The sequence below is a fragment of the Streptomyces sp. NPDC051364 genome, assembly GCF_040682115.1.
Classification (GTDB): Bacteria; Actinomycetota; Actinomycetes; order Streptomycetales; family Streptomycetaceae; genus Streptomyces.
Window position 1 is genome coordinate 42,128 of record NZ_JBFBAH010000026.1, and the last position, 12,160, is coordinate 54,287.

At 75.0% G+C, this 12,160-nt stretch carries 10 protein-coding genes and 1 pseudogene; 6 read left to right on the top strand and 5 right to left on the bottom strand.

Annotation, left to right across the window (positions count from 1 at the left end; genetic code table 11):
• The first annotated feature begins 78 nt into the window (after positions 1-78).
• From AB0M76_RS33820 to AB0M76_RS33830, 3 genes are read left to right on the top strand one after another with little or no spacing between them, the layout of a single operon-like run.
• Positions 79-714 carry an ATP-binding cassette domain-containing protein gene (locus tag AB0M76_RS33820; protein ID WP_327360847.1) on the top strand — a complete coding sequence of 212 codons (636 nt, stop codon included), beginning with the start codon at positions 79-81 and terminating at the stop codon, positions 712-714.
• Positions 711-1,577 carry a metal ABC transporter permease gene (locus tag AB0M76_RS33825; protein WP_266661258.1) on the top strand — a complete coding sequence of 289 codons (867 nt, stop codon included), beginning with the start codon at positions 711-713 and terminating at the stop codon, positions 1,575-1,577. The genes AB0M76_RS33820 and AB0M76_RS33825 overlap by 4 nt, the downstream gene beginning before the upstream one ends.
• The gene (locus AB0M76_RS33830; protein ID WP_365956582.1) at positions 1,535-2,350 is read left to right on the top strand and encodes a zinc ABC transporter substrate-binding protein; all 816 of its coding nucleotides are present in this window, start codon (positions 1,535-1,537) and stop codon (positions 2,348-2,350) included. Before AB0M76_RS33825 ends, AB0M76_RS33830 begins: the two co-directional genes overlap by 43 nt.
• 57 nt (positions 2,351-2,407) lie before the next feature.
• On the opposite strand, the pseudogene AB0M76_RS33835 reads toward AB0M76_RS33830, so the two are convergent.
• The 3 genes and pseudogenes from AB0M76_RS33835 to AB0M76_RS33845 all read right to left on the bottom strand — a co-directional run.
• Positions 2,408-2,589 (bottom strand): annotated as a pseudogene (locus AB0M76_RS33835) (DJ-1/PfpI family protein); the annotation flags it as partial.
• 29 nt (positions 2,590-2,618) lie between these two features.
• Positions 2,619-4,298, bottom strand: coding sequence for a class I adenylate-forming enzyme family protein (locus tag AB0M76_RS33840; protein ID WP_365956583.1), 1,680 nt, complete (start codon positions 4,296-4,298; stop codon positions 2,619-2,621).
• Entirely contained in the window at positions 4,295-6,115 is a 1,821-nt protein-coding gene (locus AB0M76_RS33845) for a CoA transferase (protein ID WP_365956584.1), read from the bottom strand. The genes AB0M76_RS33840 and AB0M76_RS33845 overlap by 4 nt, the downstream gene beginning before the upstream one ends.
• 148 nt (positions 6,116-6,263) lie before the next feature.
• On the opposite strand from AB0M76_RS33845, the gene AB0M76_RS33850 reads away from it, so the two are divergent.
• Positions 6,264-7,454, top strand: a complete 1,191-nt coding sequence (locus AB0M76_RS33850) for an acyl-CoA dehydrogenase family protein (RefSeq protein ID WP_365956621.1) — start codon at positions 6,264-6,266, stop codon at positions 7,452-7,454.
• A gap of 14 nt (positions 7,455-7,468) precedes the next feature.
• Here the strand turns inward: AB0M76_RS33850 and AB0M76_RS33855 are convergent, their stop codons facing one another.
• On the bottom strand, positions 7,469-8,578 hold the full coding sequence (locus AB0M76_RS33855; RefSeq protein WP_365956585.1) for a sugar ABC transporter permease: 1,110 nt from the start codon (positions 8,576-8,578) through the stop codon (positions 7,469-7,471).
• Positions 8,575-9,705, bottom strand: coding sequence for an MFS transporter (locus AB0M76_RS33860; protein WP_365956622.1), 1,131 nt, complete (start codon positions 9,703-9,705; stop codon positions 8,575-8,577). The genes AB0M76_RS33855 and AB0M76_RS33860 overlap by 4 nt, the downstream gene beginning before the upstream one ends.
• Before the next feature lie 251 nt (positions 9,706-9,956).
• Between AB0M76_RS33860 and AB0M76_RS33865 the strand changes: the two genes are divergently transcribed.
• Complete coding sequence (locus tag AB0M76_RS33865; RefSeq protein ID WP_365956586.1) at positions 9,957-10,733, top strand: hypothetical protein; 777 nt, start codon at positions 9,957-9,959, stop codon at positions 10,731-10,733.
• A gap of 156 nt (positions 10,734-10,889) precedes the next feature.
• The gene (locus AB0M76_RS33870; RefSeq protein ID WP_365956587.1) at positions 10,890-11,528 is read left to right on the top strand and encodes a sigma-70 family RNA polymerase sigma factor; all 639 of its coding nucleotides are present in this window, start codon (positions 10,890-10,892) and stop codon (positions 11,526-11,528) included.
• Positions 11,529-12,160 lie beyond the last annotated feature (632 nt).

A 12,160-nucleotide genomic window follows, 5' to 3' on the forward strand; every position in this document is an offset into this window, starting at 1 on the left:
CGGAACCGGGACGCGCCTTCGTCCGACCACCTCCGCGTGCGGGGAGCCACCCGGCACCGGACGACGGGAGGGCGACGGATGGGCGGGCTGGACGTACGCATGCGGGGGGTCGCCTGCCGCCACGGCCGGGTCGAGGCGGTCGCCGACGTGGATCTGGAGATCGCGGCGGGCGAGCGCGTCGCGCTGACCGGGACCAACGGCTCGGGCAAGACCACGCTGCTGCGTGCGGTTCTCGGGCTGCACCGCCAGGTGTCCGGGAGCATCCTGGTCGGCGGCCGCGGCACCGGATCGGCCGCCGAATGGGCCTGGCGGCGGCGGTCCTGCGCCTGGATCCCGCAGAAGCCGGCGGCCGGCCGCTTCCCGCTCCTCGGCGACGAACTGCTGGCCAGTGGCGGCGCACCGGCCGAGGCCGCCGAAGCGGCACGGAAGCTGGGGGTCGGCGCGCTGCTCGGCCGGCCGCTGCACACGCTGTCCGGCGGACAGTTGCAGCGGATGTACCTGGCCAGGGCGATCGGCTCGGTGGCCGCGGGGGCCGAGGTACTGCTGGCCGACGAGCCGACCGCCGCACTGGATTTCGGCGGCCAGGAGGAGGCGGCCGACGTACTGGCCGCTCTGCCGGTGACCCTCGTCGTCGTGACGCACGACCGGGCGCTCGCGGAGCGCTGTGACCGCGTACTGGAGATGGCCGCGGGCCGGCTGCGGGAGGTCGGGTGATCCTCGCGGGCGCCGACCTCGGCGAACTGCTCCAGCTGCTCCCCGTACAGCGGGCGGGCCTCGCCCTGCTGCTGGCGGCGATCGGCCTGCCGGTGATCGGGGTGGTCATCGTCGGACTCGACATCATGCCGGTGCGCTTCGCGATGATGCACGTCGCGCTGCTGGGCATCGCGGTCGGGCTGCTGACCGGGCTCGATCCGATGCTGTGCGCGCTCCTCGCCTGCGCCCTGGCCGGGGCCGGGGTGGCCCCGCTCGCCCGCACTCCGGACGGGCTGTCCGGGGCGATGGGCCTGCTGATGAGCCTGGCCATCGCGGCCGCGCTGCTCGTCCTGGCCGTGTCGGGGGTCAACGCCTCCGGTGCGTTCGCCCTGTTGTGGGGCTCGATCCTGTCCGTGGGCACCGCCGATCTCGTGGTGCTCGGCGCGCTGGCGGCCCTCGTACCGGGGCTGTTCTGGTGGCGGCGCCGCGATGTGGCCCTGCTGCTGTATGACCGGGAGCTGGCCCAGTGTTCGGGGGTCCCGGTGCAGGCGCTGACCGCCGTACTGCTGGTCCTGGTCGCGGTGGCGGTCGCCGGGGCGATCAAGCTCACCGGCGCGCTGCTGGTCGACGCCCTGACCCTGCTTCCGGCGCTCGCCGCCCGCCGCCTGGGCAGCTCGCTGCGGTCCATCACCCTGTGGGCGGTCGGCATCGGGGTGGCCGTGAACCTGACCGGTTTCCTTCTCGCCCTCCGGCTCGACTGGCCGCCCGGGCCGGTCCTCGTCCTCACCGCGGGGACGCTCGTCCTCGCGGTCCATCTCATCCCCGAACGGAGCATCAGCTCATGGCGCGCACCCGCGTCCGATTCACTTCCCTCCTCGCACTGAGCGCGGCACTGGCCCTCGTCACCGGCTGCGGCAAAAGCAACGCCAACAGCGACACCGCTTCGAAGGACGGCCCGCCCGGCCACCACGGCGGGAAGCCGGTCGTCGTCGTCACCACCACCTGGGAGGGCGCCTTCGCCAAGGCCGCCGGCGCCGAGGACGTCAAGGTGATCGTGCCCCAGTCGGTGCACCACGCCCCGGACTACGACCCCAAGCCCTCCGACCTCGCCGCCGTCGGCAAGGCCGACTTCGTCCTCTACGCGGCCTTCGAGCCGTACGCGGCGAAGATCAAGGAGGCGGCCGGCTCGAAGGCCGAGCTGGTCGAGGTGAACCTCGACAACGAGGCCGACAAGGTCAGGGCCGAAGTGGCCCGTCTGGGCAAGCTGTTCGGGACCGAGGACGCCGCCATGAAGTGGTCGGCGTCGTTCGACACCGAGTACGCGAAGCTGTCGAAGGACGTCCAGGGTTCCTGGCCGGGCGGGAAGAGCCCGGCCGTCGTCAGCCAGGTGTTCACCGGCTGGTCCGCGAGGCTCGCCGGTGCCACCGCGGTCGGCACGTACGGTCCCGAGGCGGTCACCCCGGCGCAGCTCGCGGAGCTCTCGGGGAAGAAGCCGGCCCTGGTCCTGGACAACGCCCACATGTCGACCGGGACCGTCCTGCCCGACTCGGGTGCCCGGCAGGTCGAGATCGTCAACTACCCGGGCACGGACCTCGATCTGCTGCCGGTCTACCGCAACGCGGCGGCCGAGCTGAAGAAGGCCATGGGCGGTTCCTGACCCAGGGTGCATGCGAGGGGCGGGGAGCACAGAGCTGCTCCCCGCCCCTTCCTGCGTTTACGGGCGCCCGGCCGCGGGCGGTGTCCACACCGTGCCGCGGGCCTCGTACTCGAGCATGGCCTCCACGCCCGTCGCCGCGTCGGCGCCGAGTTCCCGGCGTACGAGCCACAGGGCGAGGTCCAGGCCGGAGGTGATGGCCCGGCGGTGACCAGGTCGCCGTCGTCCACCACACTGCTGCGCTGCGCTGCGCTGCGCTGAATCGGTTCGGTCAGCCCGCGTGGGCGAGCGGAGGTGCGATGGCCGTCTGCTGCGCCAGCCGCTCGCGCAGGGCCGTACGGTCGGGCTTGCCGGCCGGGGTGAGCGGAAGTTCTGCCAGTACCAGCAGCCGCTCGGGGTGCTTGCGCAGTTCGAGCCCCCGGCGGGTGAGGTGCGCGCCCAGCGAGCCGAGGGTGGGAGCCTCGGGGCCGCGCGGTACGACGCAGGCCGCGAGGCGTTCGCCCATCAGCTCGTCCGGGATGCCGACGCACACCACGTCCCGTACCCGGGGATGGGAGGCGAGCTCCCGCTCGACCTCCGCGGGGCTGATGTTGGCCCCGCCGCGGATGACGATGTCCTTGAGACGGCCGACGAGGTGCAGGAGGCCGTCCTCGTCGATCAGGCCGAGGTCTCCGGTGCGGACCCAGCCCTCGGCGGTGCGGTAGCGGGCGTCCAGGTCCGGGGCGGCGACGTAGCACATGGGGGTCATCGGGCCGCGGGCGACGATCTCGCCGATCTCACCGTCCGGGAGCTGTTCGTGCGTGTCCGGGTCGGTGATGTGGATGTCGGCGACACGGGGGTCGGGCCGGCCGGCCACGATGCCCGTGCCGTCGGCCTCCGGGACCCCGGTGCCGAGTCCGGTGTGACAGTTGACGCCGTCGGCCGAGCCGTACAGGTTGACGACCGGGCAGCCGAAGGCGCGGGCGGCGTCCTCGGCCGTGGTCTCGTCCAGGGCCGAGCCGCCCAGGACCAGCGCGGTGGGCGGAGGCAGTTCACCCCCGTCGGGCCCGGGGTGTTCCAGCCGGTCCAGCATCATGCGGACCATCGTGGGGACGCCCAGGACGTGCGTGGGCCGGTGCTCGCGCACGGCGGCGAGGGCGGCCTCGGGGGTGAAGTGGTCCAGCAGGATCAGTGTTCCGCCGTGCCTGGCGAGCGTGACGGCCGTGCCGTTGGACCCGAACGCGGACCCCAGCGGTACGAGGAACAGGCAGCGCGGCGGGGTTCCGCCGGGCATGAGCGAGGCGAGGAAGTTGCCCCGGCCGCCGGCGAGCGCGTTGTGGGAGTACGCCACCATCTTGGGCTCCGCCTCGGAGCCGGAGGACACCAGGATGCGGGCGGCGCCGTCGGGGTCGGGCCGGGCGGGCACGAAGGCAGCCGGGTCGGAGCGCAGCAGCGCAGACAGCGGAATCGTTCCTTCAGGTGCGGTGCCGACCCGCCCGGCGGCGATGACATGCCGCAGCGCCGGCAGGGCGGGAAGCAGGGCCCGCAGGCCGGCGGCGTGGTGCTCGCCGCGGTGCTCGACGGCGGCGATGACCGCGACGGCCTCCGCCTTGCGCAGCAGGGACGCGGCCTCCCGGATGCCCCGGCCGACGGGGAAGGGGAGGGCCACCGCGCCGGCGGCGGCGAGGGCCAGTTCGGCGATGACCGCGCCCCGGCCGTTCGGAAGTTGGACGCCGACCACATCGCCGGGCCGTATGCCGACATCCGCGAGCCCGGTGGCGAGAGCGCGCACCTTGCGGTCCAGCGCGGTGTAGCAGAGCTTGCCCCTGGCATCGATGACGGCCGTGGCGTGCAGGTCGGCGATCTGCCTGGCCCGGAACAGGCTGTAGAGGTCGAGGTCGGGGCAGGTCCCGTCGACCGCCCAGGTGCGGCGGAGGCCGACGGGCAGCAGGTCGTGCAGGGCGACGGTCATACGAAGCTCCAGGGGTCGGGAACGGCGGGGGCACCGTGCGCGTCGCGGCTGATCGAGCCGGTGAAGCGCGGGTCGTGGTGCAGGTCGGCCGGATCGGTGGTGACCGCGGTCGCGGACAGGCCGTGGTTGCGCAGCTGCGCCAGGGCATCGCCGGTCGGCAGTTCGCGCAGGTCGTACGCGGCGGCCGCGGGCGCACAGGTGTCGGTGGGGGCGATCCAGCCGTCGGCGGTGCGCAGCGGGCGGCGGAATCCGGCGGGCCGGCGCGGGTCCGCGCCACGGCGCGCGCGGCGCAGGGCGGGGGCGGTAAGTGCGTCGGCGGCCCCGAGCAGCGAGGAGTCGACGCGGACGCCCGCTCCGGTGCGCTCGCGCAGGAGCAGTCCGGCCAGTACGGCCTCGGTTCCCATGAGCCCGCCCAGGACGTCGAGGAGGGTCATGAGGGACGGTGCCGGGGGCTCGTCGTGGGGGCGTGCGGCTTCGCCGACGCCGGTTCGGGCCTGGACCATGAAGTCCGTCCCCATCGGGGCGCCGGGGATCCGGCCCGCCCAGCCGCCGGTGTACGCGTAGACGAGGGCGGGGTTCCCGGCGGCCAGATCGGCCGAGTCGAGCCCCAGCGCGGCCGCCTTGCCGGGGGCCCAGTTGTGCAGGAAGACGTCGGCCCCGGCGGCCATCTCGCGCAGCCGGCGCCGGTCGGCGGCGGACTTGATGTCCACCTCCACGGCCTGCTTGCCCCGGTTCAGGGCGAGCCAGCGGGCTGAGATCCCGGAGCAGGCGGGCGGCATGCCGCGCAGCGGGTCGCCGCCCGGCGGCTCGATCCGTACGACATCGGCGCCGAGCAGACGCAGCAGGTGGGCGGCGAGGGGCGCCTGGATCCGGCGGCCTGCCTCGAGCACGGTCAGCCCGGCCAGCGGCCGTGCGGCGGCGGGAGGCGCGGCCAGCGGGCGGTGGCCGGATCCGTACGGGGCCAGGGACCAGGGCGCGGCTCCGTCGTGTTCGGCGGCGCGCTCGGCGAGGGTCCGCAGCCGGCAGACCTCGGCGCCCGCCGTCGCGGCCGCCGCCTCGACCCGCTGCCAGATGTGCGAGCGCGCGGTGGTGTGCAGGACCGGCGGGAAGGGGGCACAGGCCGTGGCGTACCGGAACTGGAACGGCCGCCAGCCGGCCCGGACGGCGTCGAAGGGCGCCTCCAGGGCTCGCCAGAACGCGGCCCAGGCACCCGGGTCCAGCGTCTCCAGCTCGAAGAGGACGCCGTCGGCGGACGTGAACGGCGGTCCGCCCGGCGCGAGTTCGGCCGCCTCACCCTCGTCGGCCCCGGCGGCGGCGAGGTACTGGGAGACCGCCAGCAGCCCGGCCCGGTCGGCGCTCGTGTCCACCCGGCCTGCCCCGCCGCCCCTGGCCTGGGCCAGCAGCCCGGCGAGCAGCCCCTGCACGGCGAGTACGCCCGTGGCGGTGGCGGCGTAGTCGACGGCGAGGCCGCGCGGCGCGCCGTCGCGGCGCCCGTGCACGGCCATGATGCCGGTGGCCGCCTGAACGGTGGCCTCGTCCGTCATACCGCTCGCCGGATACGCCGCCCAGCTCATGGACGCGTCCTGCCGGTCGAACCCCCTGCCGGACACGGCGATGCGCGCCGTGCCGCCGTCGCCCGGCTCGGATGGGTCCGCTCTCATGCCGGCTCCCCGGCCTACTCCCGTACGGGCTCCCGTGCTCGCGCCGAGGAGCGTGAGGTGCTCCACGACCAGGCCGGTCAGCCCGGGCGGACCCGAGGCGGCGAGGTGCAGTCCTTCGAGCGGCCGGACAGTCCGGGTGACGGCTGGTGACGCCATACCTCTCCTCTTCTCCTGGCGCGCGGCGGAGGCCGGCGGCCCGGATGTGCGCGACACGGGAACCCGGGAGGGTGCGCACCCGACCAGTTCCTCGGGAAGGCAGTCGGACTGTCGTTCCCACGGGTTCCCGGCAGGCTGGAGGAAAGTGGTGCAGAGCCAAGGCGATACGGGTCACGCCCGTCCCGAACCGCCCTCGGAGGAGGCCGAGTTGCGGCACCGGGTGGCGGAGTTCGTCCGGAGCCGGGTCATGCCCTGCGAGCCGGTACTCGACGCGGGTGGCCCACAGGCTGCCCCAGTGCTGGAGGAGTTGCAGGCGCAGGCGAAGGAAGAGGGCTTGTGGGCGCTGCCACTCGGCGCCGAACTGGGCGGCCAGGGTATCCCCCTGGCGCAGTACGTCCGCATCGCCGAGGCCGAAGGAGCCAGCGACCACGGACCGGCGGCACTCGGCTCCGCATCCCTGCTCGACGCGACCATGCTCCGGAAGCACGGCAGCGACCGGGTCCGCGGCCTGTACCCCGGGCTGCTGGCCGCCGGGGAGCTGCGCGCCTGCTACGCCATGACGGAACCGGACACCCCGGGCACCGATCCGCTGCGTACGGCGACCCGCGCCGAGGAACAGCCGGACGGCAGCTGGCGGGTCAGCGGCCGCAAGTGGTTCATCTCCGGGGCGTCCGGGGCCGATCTGGTCACCGTCCTCGCACGGACCGACGGGGAGCCCGGCGACCGCGAGGGCCTCTCCCTCCTGGTGGTCCCGACCGGCTCCCCCGGCTTCCGTGTCGTACGCGAACTGCCCGTGTTCGGGGCCACCGGCCAGTGGGAGATCGAGTTCGACCGGGTCGCCGTACCCGCCGACCACCTCCTCGGCAAGCGCGGGCAGGCCCTGGCGATCGCCGCGGAACGCCTCCAGCTGGGCCGCATCCTGCGCTGCCTGCGCTGGCTCGGCCAGGCCCGGCGCGCCTTCGACCTCATGTGCGAGCGCGCCAACTCCCGTACAGGATCCCGCGGTCCGCTCGCCGGCCATCAGCTCGTGCAACAGCACGTGTTCGAGGCGCTGCTCGCACTGCGGACCACCCGCCCGCTGGTCCACGAAGCAGCGGCGAAGATCGGCGCGGGCGAGGACGCGCACGTGGAGGTGGGACTGGCCAAGGTCGCCGCGGCCCGCATGCTCCAGCAGGTCGCGGACGCGGCCATCCAGGTCCACGGCGCGGCCGGACTCGGCCCCGACACCCCGCTGCCCGCGCTGCTGCGCACCGGACGCGCGGCCCGCATCCTCGACGGCCCGGACGAGCTCCACATCACCTCGGTGGCCCGCCGGGTGCTCCGTACATACGAGGCATAGCCCTACAGGGCCGTTCAGACGTCCCGGATCTCGACCAGTCCGGTCAGTGCCGCCAGCCCGAGCGCCAGGAAGAAGTCGCCCCAGACCAGCTCGTGCCGCACCGCGACGCCCTTCCCGGCGTCGTAGCAGCCGTCCAGCAGCATGCCCCGGGTGAGGTGCTCGCCCACCAGGCGCTCCAGGATCGCCGCCGCCCGGTACTCGTACCGCGCGGCCCGGCAGCCCGGCAGGCGGGCGAGTTTCAGCAGCGCGACCGCCGCGATGGCGGCAGCGGAGGTGTCCAGCGGGCCGGCGGGCCGCGCCTCGTCGGCCGGCGGAACGAGCGGGGTGCAGGGCCGCGTCCACACGTCCGCCAGCCGCTCCGCGACGGCCTCCAGCCGGTCCGGGGCGCTGCGGGAGACCTCGGGGCGGTGCAGGGCGTCGGCCACGGCCAGCAGCAGCCACGCACTGCCCCGGCTCCAGCCGGCCGACGGTTCCTCGCACGCCTGCCAGCCCGCGTCCGCCGCGAACTCCCAGGCCGGTACGACGCGTCCGCCCCCGCCGAGGCACAGTTCGAGGTGCCGGTGCAGGTGCGACGCGGCGGCCTGGGCGCCCTCCGGGCCCCCGGCGGCGAGCAGCGCTACCATGCCCGGTACGCCGTCCACCCGGGCGAGCAGCCGGGGGCCGCCGAAGGCCGACCCCCAGGGCACCAGACCGAGTTCGGTGTCGAGCGCCGCCAGTGCGGCCCGGGCCGCCCGGGTCCGCAGCTCCCGCGCCCCGGTGTCGGCGCCGGCGAGCGCCGTCCCGTACCAGAGGATCAGCCCGCGCGTGGCGGTGTCGGCCTCCACCCACTCGGCCAGCCGTGCGGTGCATGCGGCCGCGGCCGCCCGGTCCCCCGCGCTGCCGGTGTGCCGGGCCCGCAGCCACAGCAGCCCCGCCCAGAAGCCGCCGGTCCACGCGCCGCGGCCGGTGGTCGTCCAGCGGCCGGTGTCCGGGTCGGCGTACAGCGGGAACCGGTCGCCGGTTTCGGTACGGGTGACGGCTGCCCGCTCGAGGACGTCGGCCAGCGCCCGCCCGGCCCAGTCAGGGGGTGTCCGGCGGATCATGGCCGGGCCCGGCCCGCCCGGCACCCCCCTCACCGGGCTCACGCCGCGGCCTCCGTACGCGGGCGGCGCCGTTCGCGTACGGCCCAGGTCGTCGCGACGGCTCCGGCCACGGCGAACTCGGCGGCGACCAGCAGCCAGCCCGGCCCGTACCGGCCCGCTTCGGCCAGCACTCCGAAGAGCGGCGGCCCGACCGCGAACCCGGCGAAGAACCCGGCCGCCACCAGCGCGGAGTCCTGGCCGGCCCGGCCCGCAGCGGCCCGCTGCATCACCAGCACCATCGAGACGGCATTCCCGGAGACGGCGAACACTCCGACCGCGACGGCCGCGACCCAGACCAGCGGCTGTACGTACAGCGCGGCGGCCAGCAGGCCGGCCGCCAGGACCGCCCCGGCCGCCAGCAGGCCGGGCAGCCACTCGGCGCGCCCCGGCCGGGCCGCCTTCGACCAGCCCACCCGTCCGGCGATGCCCGCGACGCCGAGCACCGCCACGAGGGCTGCGGCCGCCGTCGGCCCCATGCCGAGCTGCTGGGCGCCGAAGAGTGCCACGTACGTGTTGACCGAGGCGATTCCGCAGCCCAGGAAGAGGGAGAAGACCGCCAGCCAGGCGATGGCGCCCCGCGGCATCAGCGACGAGCGCGGCGGCGCCGCCTTCGCCGGCGGATCGGCGGGCAGGGCGCGATGCGCCCACAGCGCAGCCAGCGCGGCCGCAGCGGAAGCCGTCCACACTGCCCCGCGCCAGCCGACCCCGCCGGCCAGCGCAGCCAGAGGCAATCCGGCGGCGAACGCGCCCAGTTGTACACCGGACTGCTTCATCCCGGTCACCGGCCCGCGCCGGGCGGGCGGAACGGCGGCCAGGATCGCCTTGTTGGTCGCGGGATTGGCGAGCGCCTGCGGCAGTCCGCCCAGCGCGACGGCGGCGAGGAGGAACCCCGGCCCGGGCGCGGCGCCGATCAGCCCGAGCGCCGCCGCGGACACCAGCAGCAGGACGACGAGGGAGCGGCGCGGACCCGTCCGGTCCACCATCCGCCCACCGACCGGTGACAGAACGGCCGCCGTTCCGAAGCCGATCGTCGTCGTCAGGCCGAGGGCGGTCGGCGACACACCCAGTTCGCCCACCAACCGCGGACCGAGCGCGCCGAGCAGGAACAGCTGCAGCATCGAGAAGGCCATGGCGCCGGTCAGCAGCGCCGTCAGGCGCCCCTCCGCCCCTGCCCCGGCTGCCTTCGCCGAGGTCGTCCGTTCTGCCACTGCAGACTCCGTTCCCACACCTGTCATTTCGGTCCACGGCAGGAGTCGGAAGGGTGAACGACCGGGTTCCCAGGCCCTGTTGTGGCGTGCGACACATACGGTTTTGTCCGGTGATGCCAATTAACGGCGCCCCTCTGTAGCCGCCTTGAAAGGGATGCGACGATGAGCCCGCCATGACCCAGGGACGATGTTGTCGCGCGGTACGGGCTGCGATGTTCGCGGCCACCTGCGTGCTGCTCGCCTCCCTCGCCCACATCCTCATGACGGGGACGGCCGTCCCCTGGTGTGCCGTGGCGGCGGCTTCGGGCGCCACCGGCGCGCTCGCGTGGTTCCTCGCCGCGTACGAACGGGGCCTCCTGGCCGTCATCTCGGCGACGGTCGCCGTCCAGGCCGCCCTGCACACCGGGTTCTCACTGGCCCAGGCGGCCGCTGCGCCGTCCGCGCCGGGCGGCGCCGGCACCTCCCTCGCCCGCCGGTGGGCCGGGTACCTGCTCTGTGAGCCGGCCGGCGCCTCGCCGCTGCACGCCGCCGAACCGGTACACACGGCCGGCCACGCACACCACGCCGCGCAGGCGGTGACCGATGGCAGCATGGCCCTGCAGATGCCAACGCAGATGCCGTTGCCCGTGCGGATGCCGGTGCGGATGGCCGTGTCCGCCGGACACGACATGGGCTCCATGTCACCGGGCGGCATGCTGGCCGCCCACCTGCTCGCCGCCCTGCTCTGCGGACTCTGGCTCGCGTACGGGGAGCGGGGTGCATTCCGGGTCCTGCGCGCCGTGGCCGGTCTGCTCCTCGTACCGCTGCGGCCGGCCCTCCGCCTCCCCGCGCCCCCTCACCGGCCGCGCCTGCGCGCCCGCCGGGGCCTCGGATCGCGCCGCCTGCGCGGGCTCCTGCTCGTCCACGCCATCACCTCACGGGGTCCGCCCCTCGGGACCGCTGTCAGCTGACAGCCGGCTCACCGACGCGCGCGGCGCGATTCCGCCGCCCGCCTCGGTCATCGGCCTTGCCGTCCGGCAGGCCGTACCGCTCACCGGCCCGCCGCGCCACGCAGTGCGTGTGCGGCGCCGGCTCCGGATCCCGGATTCCCAGAAGGACATCAGGCGATGACCCCTGCCCTGCATCCCCGTCCGACCGCCGCCGAGACGACGACGGCGCCCGCCCGCCTCACGGGCGGTGCGGACGAGCCGACCACCCTGCTGGCGCTCGCCGCGCGCGACGGCGACCCCGACGCGGTGGACCGCTTCGTACGCGCCCTGCACCGCGACGTCCGGCGCTACGTGGCGTACCTCAGCGCCGATCCGCAGGCGGCGGACGACCTGACGCAGGAGACGTTCCTGCGCGCCCTCGGCAGCCTGCACCGCTTCGAGGGCCGCTCCTCCGCCCGCACCTGGCTGCTGTCCATCGCCCGGCGCACCGTCATCGACAGCCTCCGCCACAAGGCGGCCCGCCCCAAGATCTCGGACCGGGACGACTGGCAGACCGCCGCCGAACGGACGCAGCCCCGCGGCCTGCCCGGGTTCGAGGACGGAATCGCCCTCGCCGAGCTGCTGGGCACGATCCCCGCCGAACGCCGTGACGTCTTCGTGCTCACCCAGATCCTGGGGCTCCCCTACGCCGAGGCGGCGACCGCCCTCGGCTGCCCGATCGGCACGATCCGCTCCCGGGTGGCCCGCGCCCGTACGTCGCTCATGGCGCTCCTCACGGACGCCGAAACACCGGCTCTCGCGGCTTCGGCCGCCTGACCGCCACCGGCCGGGGCAACGACCCTGCCCCGGCCCCCCTGACCCCTGTCCGCCCTTCAGCCGGCGGACGGCCTCGTCGGACACGCGCCGCTGGAGGTCGGCGAGTTGCCCGGGGGTGTACGCGGTTCCGGCCTCGAAGCGCAGCCGGCGTTTCTCGGCCCAGATCTTCCGGCCGAGGTTGTGGGTGAGCCGGCCGCCGATCCGTGCGTCCGCCCTCTCCACGCAGAGCGAACAGCGTTGCCGGCTGCGGCTGTTGCCGCCGAGCGCAATGTCCTGCACCAGGCCGACTTCGCAGCCGGACAGCCGGCCCCGCCGTTCGACCAGGGTCGCGAACCGGTTCGAGTCGGGCAGGTACGTGATGTCCGAGATCTCGCCGGTGACATCGCCCAGGTGCGGCGCGGCCTGTGCCTTTCCGACCACGCAGGGCGCCCGGGCCGCCGGCCCGGGCACCGGCTCGCCCACGATCTGCATGTGTCGCATGTACGCGCGATCCTGGAGGTAGGAGCCGTACACCAGCCACCAGATCGCGCCCAGCCCGAGGAGGCCGGCCAGCCATCCGAGGGCCACCACCGCTCCCCCGCTCCCCCGGCCCGTACCGCTTTCCGCGGAGCACCTTCACCACCAGCCACAGC

Bases quoted from the DNA above. Each gene is read 5' to 3' on its own strand.
- AB0M76_RS33820 (WP_327360847.1), top strand. From the start codon at position 79: ATGGGCGGGCTGGACGTACGCATGCGGGGGGTCGCCTGCCGCCACGGC.
- AB0M76_RS33830 (WP_365956582.1), top strand. From the start codon at position 1,535: ATGGCGCGCACCCGCGTCCGATTCACTTCCCTCCTCGCACTGAGCGCG.
- AB0M76_RS33840 (WP_365956583.1), bottom strand. From the start codon at position 4,298: ATGACCGTCGCCCTGCACGACCTGCTGCCCGTCGGCCTCCGCCGCACC.
- AB0M76_RS33845 (WP_365956584.1), bottom strand. From the start codon at position 6,115: ATGGCGTCACCAGCCGTCACCCGGACTGTCCGGCCGCTCGAAGGACTG.
- AB0M76_RS33860 (WP_365956622.1), bottom strand. From the start codon at position 9,705: ATGGCCTTCTCGATGCTGCAGCTGTTCCTGCTCGGCGCGCTCGGTCCG.
- AB0M76_RS33865 (WP_365956586.1), top strand. From the start codon at position 9,957: ATGACCCAGGGACGATGTTGTCGCGCGGTACGGGCTGCGATGTTCGCG.
- AB0M76_RS33870 (WP_365956587.1), top strand. From the start codon at position 10,890: ATGACCCCTGCCCTGCATCCCCGTCCGACCGCCGCCGAGACGACGACG.